Genomic DNA, 21,715 nt, shown 5'->3' with positions numbered 1-21,715 from the left:
ATTGTAGCAACGTATCTTTGTTTCAGCAAATTATCTGATATGTTGCATGTTATCTTTTACTGTTAAAGAATCGTTCGATTTTGTTAGGTGTTGTTTTTTGCTTAATCTGATATTTATGAAGTAAAGCTAAAAAATATTTTTCACCTTCTATATAAGATGATGCTTCTATTTCAAGTTCATAATCGGTATGTCCATTATACATACTTTTGTCTAAAACGATAATAAAACCGTTGTGATTGTATTCACGACGAATGGTTGTTAAGCTTCCAATGTATTGTAAATCAAAGAGATTAATATTTAATAGCTTTAAACGATTTGATGTATTCGGTTTTGAGATCATTTTGCCAGATATCCAATGAAAAGCTTCATTTTTTGTTAAGATATCATGGGTTTCTAATAGTCCCGTTTTGAATGGTTCTTTTAATGTTAAAAAATATGTTCCATCTTTCTCACGAATGCGAAGAGCACATCGTCTTGACCTTAAATCTAATGATTCTGTTTCAAAATAATAATTGATTTGTTTTTTGCCTTGTTCTGGAAATGGTAATTTATTTAATAAGATGTTGTATTCTTCTTTCGTTAATAAGTTCTTAAATTCAATTTCAATTTCTTGTGTCATTTCTCGTCTCCATTCAATGATAACTCTTATTCAATTATCTCTAAATCCAACTTAATACGCAAAAGTTATACCCTGTGACAACTTATGTTAAAATAAGAAAAGAATGGACAAGAGATAGGTGGTGGATATTATGAATTGGGGAGCCATTTTAGCTCCTTATGCTCAAGTCGTAGAGGAATTAAAAGTGAAGTTAAAAGGAATGCGGATACAATTTGAATATGAATCTAGACATTCTCCAATTGAATTTATTACAGGACGTGTGAAGCCTGTCCAAAGCATATTAGAAAAAGCCGAAAGAAAACAAATTCCATTGAATAAAATTGAAGAGATTCAAGATATTGCCGGTGTTCGAGTTGTTTGTCCATTTGTAGAAGATATTTATATGGTTGTGGATATGATTCGTGAACGCAAAGATTTAAAAATTGTTGCTGAAAAAGATTATATTGAAAAAAATAAAGAAAGTGGTTATCGTTCTTATCATATTATTGTTGAATACCCCGTGGAGACGATTCATGGAATGAAAGAAGTGCTGGCAGAAATTCAAATTCGTACATTAGCAATGAATTTCTGGGCAACCAATGAACATTCATTAAATTATAAATATAAAGGGAGCATTCCTGAAAAAATTAAAGCAAGACTTAAAATGGCGGCTGAAGCAGCGTTTATGCTTGATGAGGAAATGTCTAAAATACGTGATGAAGTTCAGGAAGCACAACGACTTTTTTACCAAAAATGAGAAAAAGGGAGATATTCATATGAAATTTATGATCGTTTCTAAAGGGGATATGCGTTCAAATGAAATACAAGAAACGATAAAGCGTTATCTGACTGAATTTGATCTTGTTTATGATATAGAAGAACCCGATTTAGTTATTTCTGTTGGTGGAGATGGAACATTTCTCGAAGCATTTCATCGGTATGTTCATCGCTTGGATCGTACAGCTTTTATCGGGGTACATACGGGGCATCTCGGTTTTTATGCTGATTGGTTACCAAGTGAAGTTGAAAAGTTAATCATTGAAATTGCTAAGACACCTTATAACGTAGTCGAGTACCCACTTTTACAAGTTGACATACAATCTCAATCTGGAGAAGAAAATGTATGCTTTCTTGCTCTAAATGAAGCGACAATTAAAACAGCTGATGGTTCTGTCGTATTAGATGTTGAAATAAAAGGTGAACATTTTGAGACTTTCCGTGGTGATGGTTTATGTATTTCGACTCCATCTGGAAGTACAGCGTATAATAAAGCGCTAGGTGGTGGCATCATCCATCCTTCAATTGAAGCGATTCAATTAACTGAAATGGCATCGATTAATAATCGGGTTTTTAGAACGATTGGTTCACCGCTTATATTACCTAAACATCACCAATGTATTTTAAAACCCGCAGCTGATCAAAGCTTTCTAATGACAGTTGACCATTTATCAAAACAATATAGCGAGATAAAATCTATCCGTTGTCGTGTCGCTGATGAAAAGGTTCGTTTTGCCAGATATCGTCCCGTACCATTTTGGAATCGTGTCCGTGACTCGTTCATAGCTGAAGGTGATAAGACTTTCAGAGGTCAACATGATTAATATGGAATGGACCATTCAATCCACATGTCACGGCATGACAATTGGGACGTATTTAAAAACTGAGAAACAATTTTCTCGCCGGATATTAAAAGCAGTTAAATTTGATGGTGGAAAAATATTATTAAATGGCGAAGAAAAGACCGTTAGAGCAGTCTTAAAAGCCGGTGATAAACTTTCTGTCACTTTACCAATTGAAAAAAATAATACGATAATAGCAACACCTATGCCACTTGATATTATATATGAAGATGATGCATTGATGGTTATAAATAAACAAGCAGGGGTGGCATCCATTCCGTCTATGCATCATCCGGATACATCAATTGCTAATGGAGTAATAGCTTATTATAAAGAAAAAAAATTGCCTTATACGGTACATATTGTAACGAGACTGGATGTGAATACATCTGGTTTATTATTAATTGCTAAACATCGATATATCCATTCACTACTTGCAAAAATGCAACAAAAAGGAAATATTAAACGGCGCTATCATGCAATAGTTGAGGGGATTTTAGAAGAAAAGAAAGGAACAATCAATCAACCAATTGGCCGAAAAGAAGATTCAATTATTGAGCGAACAGTCCGAAGTGATGGACAACGTGCGGTAACACATTATGAAGTCGTTTGGGAAAAAGATAGCTATTCATTAATAAATATCGTTATAGAAACAGGAAGAACACACCAAATTAGGGTCCATATGTCTTATTTAGGATGTCCTATAGTAGGAGATGATTTATACGGTGGAAGCACGTGTGAACGCCATGCGTTACATTGTTCGGAGCTATCTTTCCTACATCCGATTTCGAATAAGCATTTAGTGTTTCAATCCTCCATACCATCTGACATGCTCGGATTAACAGAGAAGACGTAGTCATGTTTAGGATGAGACCATCATTTCTTGATTTGTGACTTATTTTTATTAATACTTGTAAAGTACGTCATAACATCTATTGTCATCATTCATATTTACATGTTCTAATTATTTTATTGGATTCTTGAAGAAAAGTTGCCAATCATATACGATAGAGTAGATATATTCATACTTGAAAAAGCATGATACGATTATTATAATCGATTACCTAATAGATATTTCTTTATTCAAGAAATGAGGTCATTTAAATGGGAAAACAGGATAATGAACATTTAAATATTAAAGTAGCTCTCCAACAGGATGAGATTGAGCAATTTCGCACGATTTTTTTAGATCTACATCCATATGATCAAGCGTTATTTTATATGGAATTATCTAAAGAAGAACGCATGAAAATATATAGCTATTTATCCCCATTAGAAGTTGCTAATTTAATGGAGCATATTGATTTATATGATACAGAAGAATTTATATTAGAAATGGACCCGCGATTTTCCTCGGCTGTTCTAGCAGAAATGGCGACTGACGATGCTGTAGACGTATTAAATGAGATGGAGAAGGATAAGGTTGCAAGTTTTTTAACCATTATGGATGAAGAATCTGCTAATGAAATAAAAAAGCTTCTCCATTATGAAGAGAAAACAGCTGGAAGTATCATGACAACGGAATATGTTGCCATAAATAAATCGCAAACAGTTAAGGAGACATTAGAACAGTTAAAACGTGATGCACCTGAAGCTGAAACGATATATTACCTTTATGTCGTTGATGAGGATAAGCATTTAGTCGGTGTGCTATCCTTACGTGACTTAATTATATCTGATGAAGATACTCGTATCGAAGACATAATGGGAGAAAATGTTGTTTACGTATCAGTTGGTAAAGACCAAGAAGAAGTTGCGCAAATGATACGAGATTATGACTTTTTAGCTTTACCTGTCGTTGATTTTAGAAAACATCTTTTAGGAATTATTACTGTAGATGACATACTGGATGTTATGGATGAAGAAGCAAGTGATGATTATTCAAAGTTAGCAGCAGTTGATGTTGATCGACCAGAGGATAATCCTTTAGCAGCAGCACGAAAGCGGTTGCCATGGTTAATTATCTTACTCTTTTTAGGGATGTTAACAGCAAGCTTAATCGGCATGTTTGAAGAAACGATTGCCCAAGTTGCATTACTTGCAGCATTTATCCCTGTTATAGCTGGAACAGCAGGAAATACAGGAACACAGGCATTAGCTGTAGCTGTCCGTGGGTTAGCGACGGGAGAATATGGAAAGGGAGATAAGTTTAAACTGATACTAAAAGAAGCTGGCACAGGACTTATTATTGGGATTGTTTGTGGAGTTGTTATTTTTGGAATCATTGCTCTATGGAAGGGACAGCTTTATTTAGGTTTATTAGTCGGAGTGACGCTTATGATTACTTTGACTGTTGCAACATTGGCTGGCTCTTTAGTTCCATTAATTATGGAGCGCTTAAAGATTGATCCTGCGGTTGCATCAGGACCATTTATTACAACAATCAATGACATCATATCTATCGTCATTTACTTTGGTATTGCAACAGCCTTTATGAATTTACTTATTGACTAAAGACTTTGACAAAGTGAATGTGACTTTTTCAAGTAGACAGAGATAATAAAAATCTGACTTACACGGCTTTAGCTCTATTTGAGAGATCTAAGGCTGTTTTTATTTTCTTTAAACACATTTTTTGAAATAGGCTCATATAATGAAATAATTACATGTTCAGAAAGGAGTCTAGTGAATGTCTAAAAGCGAGGAATCACATCATCCTATTTATTATATCAATCAGCCGCACTTGAACATACCTAAAGCAAATATGCAAAAGCACTCTTTTACTAGAAGGGAGTCTCTATCAATGAGAAAGAGACAAATTAGAAAAAACACATCATATCGACGAAGGTCTAATAAGCAAAATATGCTGGATCATGATGTCGAAGAATTGACAGTTAATGAGGCAGACTCGAAAAGATTTCAGAAAATGACAATACGTGAAAGACTAACATATTTATCACGTCATCCAAAATATACACCTAAACTTCGTTGTGAAATTATCGTTCACAATAAGAAACATCGTGGAATTGTTCATTCAATTGAAGATGATACAGTTACTCTTATTGTGCACCGAAAACGTGTCAAAATATCTATAGATGACATTACACATGTTAAATTGATCGGGTGGGGCAGAAGATAAAAAACCATTGAAAAGGGGGATTTCCTCTTTTCAATGGTATCTATTTCTTTGTTAATTATTAAACAAAGAAACGGCTGGTAAGCATGTGATGTGGCAGAAACATTTCAGATCAACAGTGATACAAATGCCAGTTGCTTCTAAATTAGTTGTTTTTTGTTCACAAGGACTTTTAAATCCACATTTATCTGGTGATTCATCTCTTGAACGAACTAATTCAAGGACTGCACAGCAGTCATGAAGCATTTTTTTCGGACGGAAAATGAAACTACCTTGCATTTTTCCAACACTGTCAACATCTCTTGTTGGTAGCGCACCAAATCCTTGAAATGGTTTGCAATTCCCTTCACAGTATAAAATAATTGGTACAGTATCTAATCCCGTTCCTGGTTCTGTTTCTCCTAAAAGGTCATTAATTGATTGTTCACAACTTGTAATACAGCAATTTTCTGTAATATCATTTTGAGCATCGATAATTTCCTTTACTATTTCACAAACGCAATTTTTACCATGCTTTTTATCGCATCCACAACCCATAAATAATTTCTCCCTTCTAATGATTTATCGTTCCATAATAAGATATGAGTCTTAAATGATAAGGTGTGGGCATATGTTCTAACCACTTATTCTCTTAAATAATAAATATTCTGATATTCACATTTAATCTGCTATAATAAATATGAAGGAGGGATTATTATGGGGTATCAATTACCAATTGTTGATTATGTAGGAAATGATTATCAGAAACGAATGATTCATACAGATAAAAATCGCATGTATATCAATCAGCCGTATAAGGTTACTTTTCGTCCCGAGAAAGAACCATTTAAAAAAGCTTTCCCACGGATGGGAAAGGCTCGACGTAAGAAAAGAAAATTATATCGATTTGACGATTATCCGATAATAATAAGTGATAAAGGTTTGTTTATAGATCATTGTGTATAATTAAGTGCTTTCTTCATTATTTCTTTCGGTGTAAGTCTGAATGAATAGAGGTTCACCTTCTGTATATTCAGCATATAGCACATCTTTTATATGAGAAATCTTTTGTTTCGTTAATTCTTGTATAAGCCATTCTTTCGTTAAATTTGCCTCTTTCAAATTGTCTTCAATCAATTCTCCATCACTAATAATCGTAAAAGGGAGGTAAGTTGATTCGCCATAAAGATTAAAGTCTTTTTTAATTGGATTTTGAAAAACAGCTTTCTTTAAAACAGATAAATCACCGTTTGATTCCATGATGGCGTACTCTACTTCACGGATAGAAAAGACATCCTTAGACCGAAGTAATTGTTTTAACTCATCGATATCTATTTTATTTTTCTTCATTTCTTCAAACATAATCTGTCCTTTATGAATGACAAGTGACGGCTTTCCTTCTAGGAGAAAACGTGATTTTCGATATTTTTGCGTTATCATTTCAGCAGAATATAGAAGGAGCCCCCAAAGAATGATTAAAAATCCTATTTCTGTAATACCGGCATTTTTATCAAATAATGCATTACCAACAAGCTCACCGAGAACAACTGCCGCGATGAAATCAAAAGGGGTTAATTGCGACATTTGTGTTTTACCAAGTAGTTTCGTTAAAATAAATAATGCACAAAAGCTAAATATCGTATCAATAAACATGAACATATATTTCATTATTAATCATTCCTTATGGAGAAGGTAATGTTACCTTTTCCAAAAAGACGTTAATTATTCAATAATAAAAGCAACAAAGCAGTGAGAATTGGCTTTGTTGCTTTTATATTAGGCGATGTGTTTCTCCATAGTAACATGGGGAATACCAGCATCAATGAATGATTTTGATATGACATGGTATCCTAATTTTTTATAAAAATCAATGGCATGTTCTTGAGCATTTAAGACGGCTTTATCATAGCCGTGTCTTTTTACAGTTGATTCCATCTTTTGAATAACATGCTTCCCAAAAGATTTACCACGATGTTCTTTTAAGACACAAATACGTTCTAATTTGCCATAATCATTAACAAATCGTAAACGGCCAGCAAGTATAGGAACATCATTCAAATAGCCGATAAAATGGATGGCTTCGTTGTCATAATCATCCATTTCAATAGAAAGAGGCACATGCTGTTCTTTTACAAAAACAGTCTTACGAATATAAAATGCATCATTTATTTCTTTGTTTGTTTCGGCTATTTTAATGATCATATTTTTTCATCTCCAAATACAAATGTTTCATAAACGGTCCATGAGCCATTTTCCAGTTGATATAGAAGTTGGAAGCGATCTATCGTATCTTTTAGATTAAACTTTTGCATCCGACACGTAGCATACACATCTGAAAATTCAACATCATTCATGTTTTGTCCAATTGTAATATGCGGAACAAATGGGTGTTTTCTATTATTAGGGAGCTTTCCAGTATGCAACTTTTCATGTAGGGTAGTTAATTCATCGACTGGTTCGACTTTTAAATAGATGGTGTTTGATAAAGGTTGAAAAGAACTTACTTTTTGAATTGAGATTTGAAATGGTTTTGTTTTATTTGCAATTTTTTTCAAGTTTAAAATCAATTCATCTCTTTCATCATCGATTAGCTCGAAAGGTTCTTTTAATGTAATATGTGGTGGGATTAAAGCATAGTGTGTGTCATATCGTTTACGATATGAATTGGCAACGTCTTGAATTGTTTTATTTGGAAATAGAGCAATACCATATTTCATCAGTGCAAAACCTCCTTTTGGATTATTCGAAAAATAACTATTAAAAAATGATTATAATTCATTATAACAAATTATTCAATAAAAATTGCAACATTTTTACTTTGGAAATAAAAAATTCATTTTATTATGAATAAACAAGAGGTGGTCCCCTTGTTTATTCAAACATTTTCCGTAAGGCGTTAGGCATATCCTCTTGCCAATATTTCCAAGTATGTTTACCTCCCTCAATTTCTTTATAATGATATGTGCCTCCTTTATCATTTAAAATAGTATAAAGTTCACGATTTGGTGTTAAAAAATCAACGTCTGATTCAACGAGTGTTTGTACATTTGTTTCGGCAGTTCCAATGGTGTGATAGATGTCTAATGCACCAATGGAATTTGATTTTTTTACCGTTTCAACCACCAAATCATTTATATATGGTGATTGCATAATGACTTTAGAAAACAAATCAGCCCGTTTCATTGCGGTCATTAAGGCTAATGTCCCAGCTAATGAATCTCCCATAAGTGCTCTTGATTGGGTTAATTCATGTGGTAAGATTGAATCTAGTTTTGGAACAACCTCTTCTGTCAAGAAGAGAAAATAATCTTCTTGTTGTTCACCATTTGGATGATATTTTTTCCGACGGTCATACTTATCCTTATAATGTATGCCGATAAAAACGGTATCTTCAATTTCGGCTTCGTCATGAAGCTTATCACTAAATGTAGCGACACGTCCGAGTTGAAAATAATCATCTCCATCTTGCATAATACATATGTGAAACGTGTTCATAGGTGAAAACGCTTCTGGAAAATAAATAAGCATGTCCATCTTTTCCTTTAAAAACTCACTTTCAATCGTCTGCTCTAGCATTTTACCTTTTCTTTTTCTACTCAATGCATGCCACCTCTGTAATATTTACCCCATTTGGTATAATAATATGCCTTCTTTAGTAAATCCTAACATGAACTGATAGATTGAGCTATGCTTTCATTCCTAAATCTTCATAGAGAAAATCATTCATGACGTGATTGTTCTTGATATAAAGCATAATATTTTCCTTTTAAACCTAATAACTTCTCATGACTACCTTGTTCTTTAATTTGACCATGTTCAAGGAGAATGATTTTATCTGCTTTTTGTACTGTATTTAATCGGTGTGCAATAATAAAGCTCGTACGCCCTTCCATGAGACGTTCCAAAGCTTGTTGAATTTTTAATTCTGTCACTGTATCGATATTACTTGTTGCCTCATCAAGAATTAGAATACGTGGTTTAGCAATAAAAGCTCTTGCAATAGCTAATAGTTGTTTCTGACCTTGACTAATGCCACTACCAGATTGATCAATAACTGTATCATAACCATTAGGAAGATTTGAGATAAACTCGTGAGCATTTGCTTCTTTAGCTGCTTGTATAACTTCATCATCACTTGCTGTCAATCGACCGTAGCGGATATTTTCCCGTATTGTATCGTGAAATAGGAAGGAATCTTGTAGAACAAAACCCATATGAGATCGTAAACTCTCTCTCGTTATTTTATTTAATTCATGACCGTCTATTGTAATCTTACCTTCGTCATAATTATAAAAACGAGAAAGTAAGTTAATAATTGTCGTTTTTCCTGCACCTGTATGACCGACAAAAGCAATTGATTCACCAGGACGTGCTTCGAATGATATGCCTTTTAAAATATGTTCATCTTCATAGCCGAAAGTAACGTCTTCAAATGTGACATGTCCTTTTACTTCCTTTAACACTTTTGCATCTCGTTCATCACTTTCTTCTCTTGGCTCATCTAAGACAGAGAAAACCCGTTCCGCACCGGCAACAGCTGATAATAATATATTGAATTGGTTAGACAATTCATTTAGTGGTCTAGTAAACTGACGGGCATATTCAGCGAATATGACAATAATTCCTACTGTTACACCAAGGTCATAAATATACAGAATCCCCCCAACAAGAGCGATTAAGCTAAAGCTTAAGTAATTGAGCATATTCATCACTTTTGGAATAAAGCCAGCTATCGTTAATGCCCAGAAGCCAGACAGCTTCAAGCGTTCATTATTTTCTTTGAATTCTTTAATGACGCGCTTTTCTTGTGAGTATGTTTTAATAACATGTTGTCCAGATATTGATTCTTCAACGAAACCATTCAAATCACCTAAATGTTTTTGTTGTAATTTATACAATGGTCCTGTACGTTTTGTAATCCATCTCATTGCAAGAAGCATAAGTGGAATAATTGTCATTGTCACAAACGTTAAAATCGGACTTAAAGATAGCATAACTACAATTGTTCCTACGAGTGTTAATATACTCGAAAAAATTTGAATAACGGATTGATTTAACGTGTTATTTATATTATCAATATCATTTGTAACACGACTCATTAGTTCTCCGTGCTGCCGTTTATCAAAATAAGAAATGGGCAATCGATGAAATTGATGAAAAATCTCTTTTCTTAATTGGTAGACAATCTTTTGTGCGATGCCTACCATCCAGAAATTTTGTAAAAAGATACTTAATGAATGACCGATAAATATAAAAATAAGCCAAACTAATAAAGTTTTTAATCCTTCATGAGCTTCTGTAACGATATATAAGTCAATAGCACGCCCGATTAGGTAAGGACCTAAAAGACCTAGGATAGTACTTAATAATACCATTAATATAACTAATGTGAGCTTTATTTTTTCAGCAGCTAAATAAGCCGATATGCGTTTAATTGTACCTCGGGTATCTTTTGCCCGTTTTTTCTTTTGTGTCTCAACTTGATTAAGATCTATTTTTTGATATTGAAAAGGACGAACTAATTCTTTAATGAGCATGAATGGACGCCTCCCCATACTGTGACACAGTAATATCGCGGTACAGTTTTGAATGCGTTAATAATTTATCATGTGTACCGATGTCTAAAATACGCCCGTGATCCATTAAGATAATCCGATCCATACGGCGAGCGGTTGAAATTTTTTGGGTAACGATTAGCATTGTGCAATGATAATTTTGTATTCTTTCTAATAATCTCGCTTCAGTTGCTAAGTCAAGTGCACTCGTACTATCATCAAACAGTAAGATTTTAGGCTTACGTATAAGTGCACGTGCAATGGAAATACGCTGCTTTTGACCACCTGATAAATTAACACCACGTTGCCCAACAATTGTTTCATATCCATCTGGAAAATTCATAATTGTATCGTGAATTTGTGCGTCTTTTGCTGCTTGAATTATATCTTCTCTCGATGCGTTTTCTTTTCCCCAAGCGATATTATCTGCTAATGTTCCACTAAATAATAAGGGAGTTTGTGGTGCATAACCGATACTTTTCCTTAAGTGATTTAATGTAAAATGGGAAATCGGTCGATTATCTATGAATATTTCACCGCTAGATATATCATGCAGTCGCGGAATGAGCTGGAATAGTGATGTTTTTCCTGATCCGGTTGCCCCAAGTATAGCAATTTTTTCCTTAGGGTGTATGGTAAAGGAAATGTTCTTTAAAACATCATCATTTGAATTAGGATAACGGAATGAAACGTCTTGAAAAGTTATTTTTCCATCTGTAATAACATGCTTCTGATTGGCAAGTGGATGGTCGACTAAATCGACATCTTCTTCTAATACATCATTAATTCGTTCAATCGATGCCTTTGCTCTTGAGAATGCCATAATAATAAAGGCAAACATAGATATCGCCATGGATACTCGCATCGCATAGTTAACAATGGCAACGACATCACCAACGTTAGTTGAACCTTGTAAGACTTGCTGATTACCAAACCATAAAATAAAGAGAAGACTTAAATTCATAATAAATAAGAGAACAGGCATTGATGATTCGACAAAGCGAAATGTAAATCGTGTCACGTCAGCTAAATCTTTATTTGCCTTGTGAAATCTCGTTTCTTCATAATCCCTGCGAAAGAATGCTTTTATTAAGCGCATACCGGCTAAGTTTTCTTGCATGACACGATTTACAATATCAACATTTTGTTGCAATTTCTTAAATAAGGCTGAAGCTTTTTTTAATACCCATAATAAAAATCCAACAAGTAAAGGTACTGAAATCAAAAAAATAAGTGCTAGTTTAGCATTAACGACAAAAGACATAATAATGCCACCGATAACCATTAACGGTGCGCGTGACATAATTCTTAGACTCATAAAAATGGTGTTTTGAACTTGGCGAACATCATTCGTAAATCTCGTGACAAGTCCTGAAGTTGGAAAGCGTTGCAAGTTCGTAAAAGAAAAAGCTTGAATCTTATCATATAACACTTTACGAATATCATAAGCAAATCCTAAACTGGCATGGGAAGCATAAAAAGAATTAATGATCCCTGAAATAAATGAAAGGAGGGTAAGACCAAGCATAATTGAGCCCCACATAACGATAGCGTTCATGTCTTTATACATAACACCTGAATTAATCATTTTACCTAGAAAGAAGGGGAGAAGTAATTCAACAATTAATTCAAAAATGGTTAAACTAAATGCAACAATGATTGAAACTTTATATGGTTTTAAATATGATAAAACTTTCTTCATCCATAATCGCCACCTATATACTGTAAATGAGAACAATTTTCATTATATTATACATAATATCATTTATCTATTCCATATATTTACTTCGGTAATAGAAATATTTTTTGAAAAGATAAAATAATGAATTGAATGACATATATTACAGAGTACTTACGCATATAAAATCCATAAGGATTGAATCATATAATTGACTCAATCCTTATTTGAAATTTATAACTAGTGGAGTTCTTATCATTATCGTATATGACTAATCATACAAATCATTAATCTTTGAAATTAAACCAATGCTTTTTCTTTTTTGTGTTATTTTCTATTTCTGACAGAATTTGTTGAATTTTATTTAAAACAGATAATTGATTATCAAGAATTTCTGTCAAGTCTTTTTCATTAGATAAGTCTGTTACTTTTTTTCTTTTTTGGTTTTTTTTAATAGCTGCAACTTGTTCTTCTATATATTTAAAATCAAATAAATCATGTTGAAACGGGCTTTGTTTAACCATACCAATCCCTCGATTCGCAACGATCTTCATTGACATCTTTAACAACTTTTAAATTTTTTGCCTTCGTAATAACTGGTCGAGTTACGGTTAGATTAGTTGATAATACGACTTTGAACAAGATATTAGCAACACTTACACCAAGGGCTTCAATTCCTTGAGTTACTTTTGCTTCAATTTTATATGGAGATTCTTTTACTGTATCTTCTGGACAGACACCTGGACACATCGTTTCTTGTTGAAACGGAATGTTTATTTGTAATGGCGTTTCAATACCTAATATTGTGACATTAGCTGGTAGGTAACCTGTATTAATAACCATATCCTTTACAACAGTAATTTGACTTACAACGCCATTTAAATCCGGTGTAAGCGATATGAGTGGAGTGATGACACCACCTGGTCCTATTGAAATAATATCACCTAGAGTAGAAACAGGCACAGAAAGCTCAGCAACTTTATAAATTTTTTTAGAGCATATGAGTGAATCAACAACTATACAATCACTAGCCAGTTTAGGTGGACATTTTTTCGTTTCATGAAATTCACATTCGTAACACGGCTTTTCCTCACAATGACATCCACAATATTTATCTGACTGACATTTTGACATAAATATCTTCCTTTCTTTCAGTTTTGTTATATGTTATGTCAATTGTCGTACGTGTGAATTGGCGCTTGTCTTAGAATATTAGGAAATGAGTAAGGTGTCATACGTAGAGCTTTTTATTTCGAAATGTCTTTCATGTCATTAGATGAAGGTGTGATACATGTGGCTATACACTTTAAATGACTGTTGATGGTTGATTTCCTTCATTATTTGAAAGTGAATCGATTAAGAATGTTATTGATGAAATGCATTTTGTAGGATTGGAAGAAGAAGTGAGTGAATCAAGTGAGTCATGTCTAGTAAATTAGATGCTGGATATGGATGTTTTAATGAACGATCAATAAGGCCACGCCCATTATCCGTTAGATGAGTGGTTAGGTTTTCAAAAAGGCCAGCGTCATAGTCCTTTAGTTGAAGTGAAACTGGCAGAATTGGCAAGTGAAAATACGTACTGGGAATCATCTAAGATATTAAAAGAGTGGACTGCCGTAGACATCAGTCACACAATGGTTGGTCATCTTTTAAATCGTGTTGGAAAGGCCCAGGGAGATGCGGATAAGAAGATGGTTCAAGAGTTAGAGGAATCAGCGTCATTACCTGAGGGAAAAAAGGTTGATTATTTGTATGCGGAGGCTGATGGTGTTTTCGTTCGTAGTCTCAAAAAGAAAAAGCATCACGAGGTGTCTCATGGTATTTTTTATGAAGGTTGGAATAAGAATGGGAAACGTGTGTCTTTAAAGAACCCAAAAGTGATGATGACAACACAATCTGTGGATCGTTTTTGGCAAGAAGTTCAAACTTATGCAGCACATGAATACTCACTCGAACAGACACAAATTGTTTCGAATAGTGATGGTGGCGCTGGTTATTCAGCAGAGCGATTTCGTCAAGCCTTTTCACAATCAAAGAAGCAACACCTCCATCAATTAGATGCCTATCATATAGCTCAAGAAATAAATCGGACATTTGGATACAAAAAAAGCGAGTTAAAGGACCAATTGAAAGCTGCCATAAAAAACATGATTTAAATACATTTACGCTCATTTTAGACACATATGAAAGCACTGTAACCGTCAAGTAAAATCGCTTCTTTTCGTCCTTCTGAAAATAAAGTTTGAACTTCTTCACTCATGGCCATATGTTCAATTGTCTTTTCACCAAATTCACTCTGTTCCGGAGAACAACCAGCTATAAAAAGTATGATAAAACTAATCATTGGTAACAAGTTCTTCATTAAAATGTCACTCCTTATTTATACACTATATATACTGTTTGTAATTGTAGGAAAGATATGATTGGTTATTAAAGGATATTATAAGTAGTGAAGAAATGTTATAAAACAAAATAGACCCTCAATAATATTGAAGGTCTTTTTATTAATTTTTCCATAACCTCTTAAGGTTAAAATCAGTTTGGGAAATTGTTAAGAGATAGACATCTGGATTACTTAAGCTTTTCCATTTAGCAAAGCCAAAATTCTCATCATAGGTATTTAATAATAAAGAAATAATTCCACCATGTGCCACGATTATCGTATTTTTAGAATCACTAGCGATAATATCTTTGACAACGGCGACAATTCTTTCCTTTGCTTCATTACTTGATTCTCCACCTTCATACTTTAAATCCATATCGTTGAATGTCGCTTTCAGTTTAGCCATCCAATCAGAGAAAATTCCTGAGCTTAATACACGTTCAGATAATCGGCTATCTTTTTCGATTTTAATATTATTGTTCTTAGCAAAAGGTTTTATCGTTTGAATCGCTCGTAAGAAAGGGCTAGAAATAATTCGGTTGATATTTATTTCAGATAGAAAGATGGCTAGTTCATTTGCTTGAATAAATCCCTTATTCGTTAATGGTGAATCAGGAGATTGGCCTTTTGCTTCACAATGCCTAATGATGTAGATGTTTTTAGTCATATGAACTCCTTAACAACCTTTCATCGTTGTGATGATTTTGTTAGCAAGTATGATGCTTTCTTTTAAGTATGATGGGGCATAAGGATGATTCTCTATTTGTTGAGATGTCATCCAATGGACCGATTCGATTTCATCCTTACTTTTAGCGCTTGCTTTACCAGATTCATATTCACAAAGAAATACGATGTTAACCACATCTTCACCTGTATCTGTTATAAAAGAAGTGCTATGAATATATGTTAAGTTTTCTTTTACCTTGATACCCACTTCTTCAAAAATCTCCCGCTGTACAGTTCTTTCCAAAATATCGGTCGTGTTACCTTCTTGCTCCACTTTACCACCTACAAGAGAGAGTAAACCAGCCGCATGTTCTTCTTTTTTACTTCGCTCAATAATTAACCATTGATTATCTTTATAAATAGCTCCTTCTACATTGACAATAAACATATTTTAACCTCCAATTATTAAGCTTAAGCTTTTTCACTATTTTACTATATGGATATGAGCTTATAAATAAATTCTACTTTTTATAAATATTATCGTTGTCATTTATTCATTTATAGGCATATTGGATAATAACAAATTTCTATATTGGAGTGATGAAGCATGTCGGGTCCTGCGTTATGACGTGTAGAAAGTCATCTTCAATTCATGAAGCAATGCTAATTGCGGGTGGGGACTTAATTAATCTAGTAGCGTCTGTATTAGAAAAGGATGAAATGGAGATTTACAAAGGACTATGGGATTATCTTTGCCCTTATTGGATATGTGATGGGCTTTATTATAACCGAAAAGTTTTACATCGCTATTGGTGTGACAAATGAAATGTATCATATCGGAGCGATTGTTGGTGGTGGGATTGTTGTTTCAATGGTTGTTGTAGGCTTATTTATTATTTACGTTTCACCCTAAGTATTAACTTAATGAAAGTGTTCCATTACTCTTTCAAGTTTATGTTATTGCAGCATTTGCTTTTTTGGCTGTTATTCTATTCGTCTCACAACAACAATTATGCTCACGAATAGGTTATGAGAACATAGTTAAATCACTTCGTCTTTAAATTAAAATAAAAAGTGCTTAATCATTATGAGATTAAGCACTTTTATGAGTGATTCCGATTGGGCTCGAACCAACGACCTCTACCCTGTCAAGGTAGCGCTCTCCCAGCTGAGCTACGGAATCATTTATTGCGTCAACATTTACTATTATATTGACGATGGTAATAAAAGTCAAGGGGTTTCTTTAAAAAAATAAAAGAAACCGATAAAATGGTGAAATGAAGTTTGCTAAATGAATCGTAGGAGCTAGGAAAGTTGCACTTGAGCATCGAGTAATCGTAATGGGTACACGTTATGTTCATCTATCTTTTAGATCCTTTGAAATTCTTATCCCCATATCTTTCAAAACATGGTGATTGAGCAAGATGTTACGGAATTAGGCTTAGTAGAGATTGATTCATAATATATTAGATGCAGAATATGACTATTATAGTTTAAAAGGTATAGGATAATCGATTATTGTAGCAAATTAGATGGTTTACTTTATAAAAATGACGTATATCATCCAAATGCTTTTGGGAAGTTGTATGGATTAGTATTCAAGGTTTTGAAGAAGATATCTTTTAAAAGGATATTGTTTGAATTTATAAGTAGAGCGCTGCTTTGACAGGTAAAGCTCGCGTGCGCATATTTGTACATCGCCAACACCTGTCCTATAGAGGTTCGTGCAACTGTCATTGATATGTTCGTTTATCACTTAGAAAATCCAATATTATATTTATATTAGCTATAAGGAAACTAAACATAAAGCTATGTTCTATAATGTAAAACATCGCATAAGCATATAATTGGATTGAAAAATTTTAATGGGTGGGTGTTCATATGGATAATAATCAGTCAGCTTCAAGAAATCAGAAACCCATGAATAGTAAAAATGATCAGTTAGACGAATTTCGTGTAAAAAATACCGGGAAGCCAATGACAACGAATCAATCGAGAAAAATATCTAATGATCAGGAAACATTAAAAGCAGGTGAGCGAGGTCCGTCATTACATGAGGATTGGCATTATTTTGAAAAAATGACACACTTTGTTCGGGAAAGAATACCATCAAGAGTGGTTCATGCACGTGGTTACGGAGCACATGGTATATTTGAATGTTATAAATCGATGAAACAATATACAAAAGCAGGATTTTTACAAGAATCAGGTAAAAAGACGCCCGTATTTGTTCGCTTTTCGACTGTTCAAGGAGATAGGGGTTCTAAAGATACAGCAAGAGATCTGCGTTGTAAGGGTGTTAAGTTTTATACAGATGAAGGTAATTATGATTTAACAACAATCGCTATGCCAGTATTAATTAATCAAGATCCGATGAAATTCCCTGATGTAATCCATGCATATCAACCAGAACCAAGAAGTGGTATGCCAACGGCTTCAGGAGCACATGATAATTTCTGGGATTATGTCGCAAATAATCAAGAAGCACTTCATATGGTGTTGTGGGTTATGTCCGATAGAGGGATTATAAAAAACTACCGAATGATGGAATCTTGGTCGATTAATACGTATTTATTTGTTAATGACGAAGGTGTAGCTACTTTTGTTAGATTTGTTTGGAAGCCTGTTCTCGGCGTACACTCCTTGCTTCAAGATGAGGCACAGAAAATAGGGGGTATAGATCCTGACTATCATCGAAGAGATTTAAGAGAGGCGATTGATAGAGGGGCTTATCCTGAGTATGAATTAGGGGTTCAGTTGATTGCGATGGAGGATGAATTCAAATTTGATTTTGATGTTCTTGACCCGGCAAAGTTTTGGCCAGAAGAACTCGTTCCTGTTCACATAATCGGTAAGATGACTTTAAATAAAAATGTTGATAATGAATTTGCGGAATTAGAACAAGTCGCTTTTAACCCTGCAAATGTCGTACCAGGAATTGATTTTTCTAATGACCCTGTCTTACAAGGCAGATTAATAGCTTATCAAAGTGCACAGTACCATCGACTTGGCAGTGCTAACTTTCAAGATTTACCAATTAATCGACCACTTTGTCCGTTTCATAATAATCAACGTAAGGGATATATGCGATATCGTATTGATGTTGATCAAGTTAATTATCATAAAAATTCAATCGCAAATAACACGCCATATACAACACCTCCGGAAGAAGGTGGCTATGTTCATTATCCTAAAAAGGTCGAAGGGCATGTCGTAAGAGGTAGAAGTAAATCATTTAACGATATTTTCACACAACCGAGAATATTTTGGAATAGTTTGAGCCCCGTTGAAAAACATCACACGATAGAAGCACTTAGCTTTCAGGTAGGAAGTGTGAAAAGGAAATCCGTTCGTCAGCAAGTTGTTGATTTGCTAGTTCATGTGGATAAGGAAATGGCAACGATTGTTGCAGACAATATCGGCGTAGACCGTCCGAGTGGCTCGCATGTTCCAGTATCGATAAAATACCCGTCGCTTAGTCAAATGAATACCCCTCATTACGCGTATACACAAAGGGTAGGTATATTAATTGGGGACGGTTTTAATGGTAAAGAAGTAAAAAGTGTCCTTCATTTGTTACGTGAATATGGCGTTTTCATTTATATTATTAGCGAAACGCTCGGTACTGTTACAGGTAGAGATGGCACGAAATTTAAAGTTGATGAAACCTTTCTTACATCTAGTCCATATTTGTTAGACTCGATTTACGTTGTAGGTGGACGTTCTAAAAATCAAGATAAATTTAATCAAGACATGATGTACTACATCCGTGTCACATATCAACATTATAAACCAATTGGTGTCGCCACTAGTGGTCAATCTTATATTCAAACATCAGAAAAAAATAATTTAGAAGGTGTCATTTTCGCCACAAATAATCCGAATTTTAATAAAGAATTTGTATCTGCTATTGCTAAGCAACGTTTTTGGAATAGAAGATGATATTGAAAAGATTAACACGGAGTCTAGCGGGCTCCGTATTTTGTCTGTTATGTATGATTAATAAATAATTTTTAGCTTAAAATATGCAGCATACCCCAGGTCTTTATAATTGTTTCTAGCTAATATATGGTATTTTTATAAAATAAAATATATTTGACAATTCGATAAATTATATATATATTATTAAATAAATTAGCGCAAATATAAGTTATATAACTATGTAACCGCTTACGCAAATGGCTATTATTTAATAAGGGGGATTTATGAGATTTCATTGCCTTGAGACTTATCCTAAAGAAAAAGGAGGAGAAAGATGATAGAAAAATTGATTAATGAACAAAATCAGGCATACTTAAATTATCCGCAGCAACCACATGGTGGGAAATTAGTTAATCGTGTATTGAAGGGGGATGACCTAGAAGCGGCATATCACAGAACGAAAGAACTGCCCACAATTATGGTTGATTTGGAAGCTGTCATTACACTTGAGATGATAGCGACAGGTGTTTTATCTCCTAATGAGGGGTTTATGAATGAAGATGATTACAAATCAGTTCTAGAACATGGTCGCTTGGCAAATGGCGTTATTTGGCCGGTGCCATTAAGCTTTGCTCCAATAGGTGAGAAGAACAGGGCAGTGATTCAATCACTTTCAATTGGAGATGAAGTCGTACTTACCGATGAAAGTAAAGAACCGGTCGCTATACTTACAGTAGAAGATATCTTCTCATACAATAAAGAAATGCGAGCCTCCCATCTTTTTGGAACGACGGATCGAAATCACCCTGGTGTCGATGCCATATATCGACGAATGGGAGATACTGCATTAGGAGGTCCGATACAATTATTACGGCGTGTTCATTGGGGACCTTTTGAAAAGATGCGCATGGAGCCAAAAGATACGTGGTATTTATTCTATGAAGAGAAAAAATATCGTTCTGTCGGTGGTTTTATAACAGGGGCTAATCCGTTACACCGGGGACATGAATACATTCATAAAAATGCATTAGAAGAGCTGGATGGGTTACTCATTCAACCGCTAGTTGAGATGGCAAAACGGGAATATACAAGACATGAATTTCGGATGTTAGCTTACCGAAGTGTGTTAAATACGTATTATCCTAAAAATCGCACTGTCCTTTCACCATTAAGAGTGACTTATATTTTTGCTGGACCGAGAGAAACTGTTTTACATGCTTTAATCATGAAAAATTATGGCTGTACGCATGCCCTTATCGGAAGAGATCATGCCGGAATTGGTGATTATTATGATAAATATGCGAGTCATACGATTTTTGAACAGTTTACACCTGAGGAGTTAGGTATTGACGTACGTTTATATCATGAAGTTTTTTATTGTACACGTTGTGATAGTTTAGGTACGAAACAAACATGTCCACATGATATGCGTTTTCGCATTCATATTTCGGGTACGGGGATTCGTGAATTACTAAGACATGGATTTTTACCACCTAAGGAAATTGTACGCCCAGAATCAGCTCGCATTGCAATGCAAGGTGTACAACCGAAAGGATTAGATGATGATCATCAGTCTATATTGCCAGTCGGTAAAATCATTCATAGTATATTTCCTTATTACTTAGAAACGGCTCAATTAGGGGGAACGAAGCGCATACAACCATTAGAAATGAGTGCATTAACGATTCAAGATTTGGAAAGAGCTGTCATGGATGTTCGATTGAATGCTAATAGAATTTATCAAGATATATTCGATGAATTTAGTTATGTAACGGATATAAACCGTTCGTTACAACCAGAATGGAAAACGGAGGCACGTGAATCTATGCGTAAACAACAAAAAATGGTTGTTGCGAACTTGAAAGAGAAAGTAAAGCAAGCACCGGATAAAGCTTCAGATGAGTTTATGTATCAAGATAAAGAAGAGGCTGAAAAGGAGTTAGAAGTTGCCAAACGTATTATGGAAGATATTCCTTTATCATTGAAAAAAGATACATTATCATATCGAATATGGAACCCATTGCCATATAAACGTTACCGCGGTAGCGATGAAGCTTAAACGACAATATTTAATTTGATAGAAGCAATTGTATATGAATGGCTGCTCTCATATTTAGATGTGTTGAGCAGTCAATTGACTTAATCATTATGTAGTATATAAAACGATGATTTCAATTGGTGGAAAATTCACTTTGATTTCAATTATATAAATTTGTAAAGTTATGAGCATGATGTTT

The 21,715-nt window shown here is 34.2% G+C and carries 22 protein-coding genes, 1 tRNA gene and 1 pseudogene; 10 read left to right on the top strand and 14 right to left on the bottom strand.

Translation table 11 applies throughout. The features are described 5' to 3' along the window. Positions 1–49: 49 nt before the first annotated feature. Positions 50–619 carry a CYTH domain-containing protein gene (locus tag HNQ35_RS07535; RefSeq protein ID WP_146936118.1) on the bottom strand — a complete coding sequence of 190 codons (570 nt, stop codon included), beginning with the start codon at positions 617–619 and terminating at the stop codon, positions 50–52. 130 nt (positions 620–749) lie between these two features. Between HNQ35_RS07535 and yjbM the strand changes: the two genes are divergently transcribed. The 5 genes from yjbM to HNQ35_RS07510 all read left to right on the top strand — a co-directional run bounded on the left by yjbM (position 750) and on the right by HNQ35_RS07510 (position 5,296). Continuing rightward, positions 750–1,355, top strand: coding sequence for a GTP diphosphokinase (gene yjbM, locus HNQ35_RS07530; RefSeq protein WP_146936117.1), 606 nt, complete (start codon positions 750–752; stop codon positions 1,353–1,355). Between the two features lie 19 nt (positions 1,356–1,374). Then, complete coding sequence (locus tag HNQ35_RS07525; RefSeq protein ID WP_146936115.1) at positions 1,375–2,199, top strand: NAD kinase; 825 nt, start codon at positions 1,375–1,377, stop codon at positions 2,197–2,199. After that, a complete protein-coding gene (locus HNQ35_RS07520) occupies positions 2,192–3,073 on the top strand; it encodes an RluA family pseudouridine synthase (RefSeq protein WP_307724218.1) in 882 nt (293 codons plus the stop codon). The genes HNQ35_RS07525 and HNQ35_RS07520 overlap by 8 nt, the downstream gene beginning before the upstream one ends. A gap of 248 nt (positions 3,074–3,321) precedes the next feature. Beyond that, entirely contained in the window at positions 3,322–4,671 is a 1,350-nt protein-coding gene (gene mgtE, locus HNQ35_RS07515) for a magnesium transporter (protein WP_146936113.1), read from the top strand. 175 nt (positions 4,672–4,846) lie between these two features. Next, positions 4,847–5,296: a CotO family spore coat protein gene (locus HNQ35_RS07510; protein WP_146936112.1), complete on the top strand. Its 450-nt coding sequence runs from the start codon at positions 4,847–4,849 to the stop codon at positions 5,294–5,296. A 51-nt stretch (positions 5,297–5,347) separates the two neighbouring features. Here the strand turns inward: HNQ35_RS07510 and HNQ35_RS07505 are convergent, their stop codons facing one another. Then, positions 5,348–5,830, bottom strand: a complete 483-nt coding sequence (locus HNQ35_RS07505; protein WP_146936109.1) for a CotY/CotZ family spore coat protein — start codon at positions 5,828–5,830, stop codon at positions 5,348–5,350. A gap of 159 nt (positions 5,831–5,989) precedes the next feature. On the opposite strand from HNQ35_RS07505, the gene HNQ35_RS07500 reads away from it, so the two are divergent. Then, positions 5,990–6,238 carry a hypothetical protein gene (locus tag HNQ35_RS07500; protein ID WP_146936107.1) on the top strand — a complete coding sequence of 83 codons (249 nt, stop codon included), beginning with the start codon at positions 5,990–5,992 and terminating at the stop codon, positions 6,236–6,238. Here HNQ35_RS07500 and HNQ35_RS07495 read toward each other — a convergent pair whose 3' ends face one another. From HNQ35_RS07495 to HNQ35_RS07460, 8 genes are all read right to left on the bottom strand, one after another. Beyond that, a complete protein-coding gene (locus tag HNQ35_RS07495; RefSeq protein ID WP_146936105.1) occupies positions 6,239–6,940 on the bottom strand; it encodes a YetF domain-containing protein in 702 nt (233 codons plus the stop codon). Positions 6,941–7,048: 108 nt separating this feature from the next. Next, positions 7,049–7,474 carry a GNAT family N-acetyltransferase gene (locus tag HNQ35_RS07490; protein ID WP_146936103.1) on the bottom strand — a complete coding sequence of 142 codons (426 nt, stop codon included), beginning with the start codon at positions 7,472–7,474 and terminating at the stop codon, positions 7,049–7,051. Then, complete coding sequence (locus HNQ35_RS07485) at positions 7,471–7,989, bottom strand: YjcG family protein (RefSeq protein WP_146936101.1); 519 nt, start codon at positions 7,987–7,989, stop codon at positions 7,471–7,473. The genes HNQ35_RS07490 and HNQ35_RS07485 overlap by 4 nt, the downstream gene beginning before the upstream one ends. A 154-nt stretch (positions 7,990–8,143) precedes the next feature. Continuing rightward, entirely contained in the window at positions 8,144–8,872 is a 729-nt protein-coding gene (locus HNQ35_RS07480; RefSeq protein ID WP_307724217.1) for an alpha/beta hydrolase, read from the bottom strand. Between the two features lie 119 nt (positions 8,873–8,991). Beyond that, a complete protein-coding gene (locus tag HNQ35_RS07475; RefSeq protein ID WP_146936099.1) occupies positions 8,992–10,809 on the bottom strand; it encodes an ABC transporter ATP-binding protein in 1,818 nt (605 codons plus the stop codon). After that, entirely contained in the window at positions 10,799–12,529 is a 1,731-nt protein-coding gene (locus HNQ35_RS07470) for an ABC transporter ATP-binding protein (RefSeq protein ID WP_146936097.1), read from the bottom strand. Before HNQ35_RS07470 ends, HNQ35_RS07475 begins: the two co-directional genes overlap by 11 nt. A 263-nt stretch (positions 12,530–12,792) precedes the next feature. Then, on the bottom strand, positions 12,793–13,029 hold the full coding sequence (locus HNQ35_RS07465; RefSeq protein WP_146936096.1) for a hypothetical protein: 237 nt from the start codon (positions 13,027–13,029) through the stop codon (positions 12,793–12,795). Continuing rightward, positions 13,022–13,639 (bottom strand): hypothetical protein, encoded by a 618-nt coding sequence (locus HNQ35_RS07460; protein WP_146936095.1) that lies wholly within the window; start codon positions 13,637–13,639, stop codon positions 13,022–13,024. The genes HNQ35_RS07465 and HNQ35_RS07460 overlap by 8 nt, the downstream gene beginning before the upstream one ends. Before the next feature lie 341 nt (positions 13,640–13,980). On the opposite strand from HNQ35_RS07460, the pseudogene HNQ35_RS07455 reads away from it, so the two are divergent. Then, positions 13,981–14,714: pseudogene (locus HNQ35_RS07455) on the top strand (ISLre2 family transposase); the annotation flags it as partial. Here the strand turns inward: HNQ35_RS07455 and HNQ35_RS07450 are convergent. The 3 genes from HNQ35_RS07450 to HNQ35_RS07440 all read right to left on the bottom strand — a co-directional run bounded on the left by HNQ35_RS07450 (position 14,682) and on the right by HNQ35_RS07440 (position 16,005). Further along, positions 14,682–14,870, bottom strand: coding sequence for a hypothetical protein (locus tag HNQ35_RS07450; RefSeq protein WP_146936093.1), 189 nt, complete (start codon positions 14,868–14,870; stop codon positions 14,682–14,684). The pseudogene HNQ35_RS07455 and the gene HNQ35_RS07450 sit on opposite strands and share 33 nt — an antisense overlap. Positions 14,871–15,012: 142 nt before the next feature. Beyond that, the gene (locus HNQ35_RS07445; protein ID WP_146936092.1) at positions 15,013–15,558 is read right to left on the bottom strand and encodes a histidine phosphatase family protein; all 546 of its coding nucleotides are present in this window, start codon (positions 15,556–15,558) and stop codon (positions 15,013–15,015) included. Positions 15,559–15,567: 9 nt separating this feature from the next. Continuing rightward, on the bottom strand, positions 15,568–16,005 hold the full coding sequence (locus HNQ35_RS07440) for an NUDIX hydrolase (protein WP_146936090.1): 438 nt from the start codon (positions 16,003–16,005) through the stop codon (positions 15,568–15,570). A gap of 267 nt (positions 16,006–16,272) precedes the next feature. Between HNQ35_RS07440 and HNQ35_RS07435 the strand changes: the two genes are divergently transcribed. After that, positions 16,273–16,470, top strand: coding sequence for a respiratory nitrate reductase subunit gamma (locus HNQ35_RS07435; RefSeq protein ID WP_146936088.1), 198 nt, complete (start codon positions 16,273–16,275; stop codon positions 16,468–16,470). Between the two features lie 197 nt (positions 16,471–16,667). Here the strand turns inward: HNQ35_RS07435 and HNQ35_RS07430 are convergent. Continuing rightward, positions 16,668–16,740, bottom strand: a tRNA-Val gene (locus tag HNQ35_RS07430). Positions 16,741–17,438: 698 nt separating this feature from the next. Between HNQ35_RS07430 and HNQ35_RS07425 the strand changes: the two genes are divergently transcribed. Together HNQ35_RS07425 and HNQ35_RS07420 are read left to right on the top strand one after the other, a co-directional pair. Beyond that, a complete protein-coding gene (locus tag HNQ35_RS07425) occupies positions 17,439–19,499 on the top strand; it encodes a catalase (RefSeq protein WP_146936086.1) in 2,061 nt (686 codons plus the stop codon). A gap of 313 nt (positions 19,500–19,812) precedes the next feature. Beyond that, positions 19,813–21,537 carry a sulfate adenylyltransferase gene (locus HNQ35_RS07420; protein WP_146936084.1) on the top strand — a complete coding sequence of 575 codons (1,725 nt, stop codon included), beginning with the start codon at positions 19,813–19,815 and terminating at the stop codon, positions 21,535–21,537. The last annotated feature ends 178 nt before the right edge of the window (positions 21,538–21,715 follow it).

Origin of the sequence: Cerasibacillus quisquiliarum (assembly GCF_014202495.1) — a bacterium.
Lineage (GTDB): Bacteria > Bacillota > Bacilli > Bacillales > Amphibacillaceae > Cerasibacillus > Cerasibacillus quisquiliarum.
The sequence above is the reverse complement of the archived record's forward strand: the minus strand, read 5'-3'. Positions and strand labels throughout refer to the sequence as shown.

What these genes read in the sequence shown, in the direction of transcription:
- HNQ35_RS07535 (WP_146936118.1), bottom strand. Translation starts at nt 619, where the DNA reads ATGACACAAGAAATTGAAATTGAATTTAAGAACTTATTAACGAAAGAA.
- yjbM (WP_146936117.1), top strand. Translation starts at nt 750, where the DNA reads ATGAATTGGGGAGCCATTTTAGCTCCTTATGCTCAAGTCGTAGAGGAA.
- HNQ35_RS07525 (WP_146936115.1), top strand. Translation starts at nt 1,375, where the DNA reads ATGAAATTTATGATCGTTTCTAAAGGGGATATGCGTTCAAATGAAATA.
- HNQ35_RS07520 (WP_307724218.1), top strand. Translation starts at nt 2,192, where the DNA reads ATGATTAATATGGAATGGACCATTCAATCCACATGTCACGGCATGACA.
- mgtE (WP_146936113.1), top strand. Translation starts at nt 3,322, where the DNA reads ATGGGAAAACAGGATAATGAACATTTAAATATTAAAGTAGCTCTCCAA.
- HNQ35_RS07510 (WP_146936112.1), top strand. Translation starts at nt 4,847, where the DNA reads ATGTCTAAAAGCGAGGAATCACATCATCCTATTTATTATATCAATCAG.
- HNQ35_RS07505 (WP_146936109.1), bottom strand. Translation starts at nt 5,830, where the DNA reads ATGGGTTGTGGATGCGATAAAAAGCATGGTAAAAATTGCGTTTGTGAA.
- HNQ35_RS07500 (WP_146936107.1), top strand. Translation starts at nt 5,990, where the DNA reads ATGGGGTATCAATTACCAATTGTTGATTATGTAGGAAATGATTATCAG.
- HNQ35_RS07495 (WP_146936105.1), bottom strand. Translation starts at nt 6,940, where the DNA reads ATGAAATATATGTTCATGTTTATTGATACGATATTTAGCTTTTGTGCA.
- HNQ35_RS07490 (WP_146936103.1), bottom strand. Translation starts at nt 7,474, where the DNA reads ATGATCATTAAAATAGCCGAAACAAACAAAGAAATAAATGATGCATTT.
- HNQ35_RS07485 (WP_146936101.1), bottom strand. Translation starts at nt 7,989, where the DNA reads ATGAAATATGGTATTGCTCTATTTCCAAATAAAACAATTCAAGACGTT.
- HNQ35_RS07475 (WP_146936099.1), bottom strand. Translation starts at nt 10,809, where the DNA reads ATGCTCATTAAAGAATTAGTTCGTCCTTTTCAATATCAAAAAATAGAT.
- HNQ35_RS07470 (WP_146936097.1), bottom strand. Translation starts at nt 12,529, where the DNA reads ATGAAGAAAGTTTTATCATATTTAAAACCATATAAAGTTTCAATCATT.
- HNQ35_RS07465 (WP_146936096.1), bottom strand. Translation starts at nt 13,029, where the DNA reads ATGGTTAAACAAAGCCCGTTTCAACATGATTTATTTGATTTTAAATAT.
- HNQ35_RS07460 (WP_146936095.1), bottom strand. Translation starts at nt 13,639, where the DNA reads ATGTCAAAATGTCAGTCAGATAAATATTGTGGATGTCATTGTGAGGAA.
- HNQ35_RS07450 (WP_146936093.1), bottom strand. Translation starts at nt 14,870, where the DNA reads ATGAAGAACTTGTTACCAATGATTAGTTTTATCATACTTTTTATAGCT.
- HNQ35_RS07445 (WP_146936092.1), bottom strand. Translation starts at nt 15,558, where the DNA reads ATGACTAAAAACATCTACATCATTAGGCATTGTGAAGCAAAAGGCCAA.
- HNQ35_RS07440 (WP_146936090.1), bottom strand. Translation starts at nt 16,005, where the DNA reads ATGTTTATTGTCAATGTAGAAGGAGCTATTTATAAAGATAATCAATGG.
- HNQ35_RS07435 (WP_146936088.1), top strand. Translation starts at nt 16,273, where the DNA reads ATGAAATGGAGATTTACAAAGGACTATGGGATTATCTTTGCCCTTATT.
- HNQ35_RS07425 (WP_146936086.1), top strand. Translation starts at nt 17,439, where the DNA reads ATGGATAATAATCAGTCAGCTTCAAGAAATCAGAAACCCATGAATAGT.
- HNQ35_RS07420 (WP_146936084.1), top strand. Translation starts at nt 19,813, where the DNA reads ATGATAGAAAAATTGATTAATGAACAAAATCAGGCATACTTAAATTAT.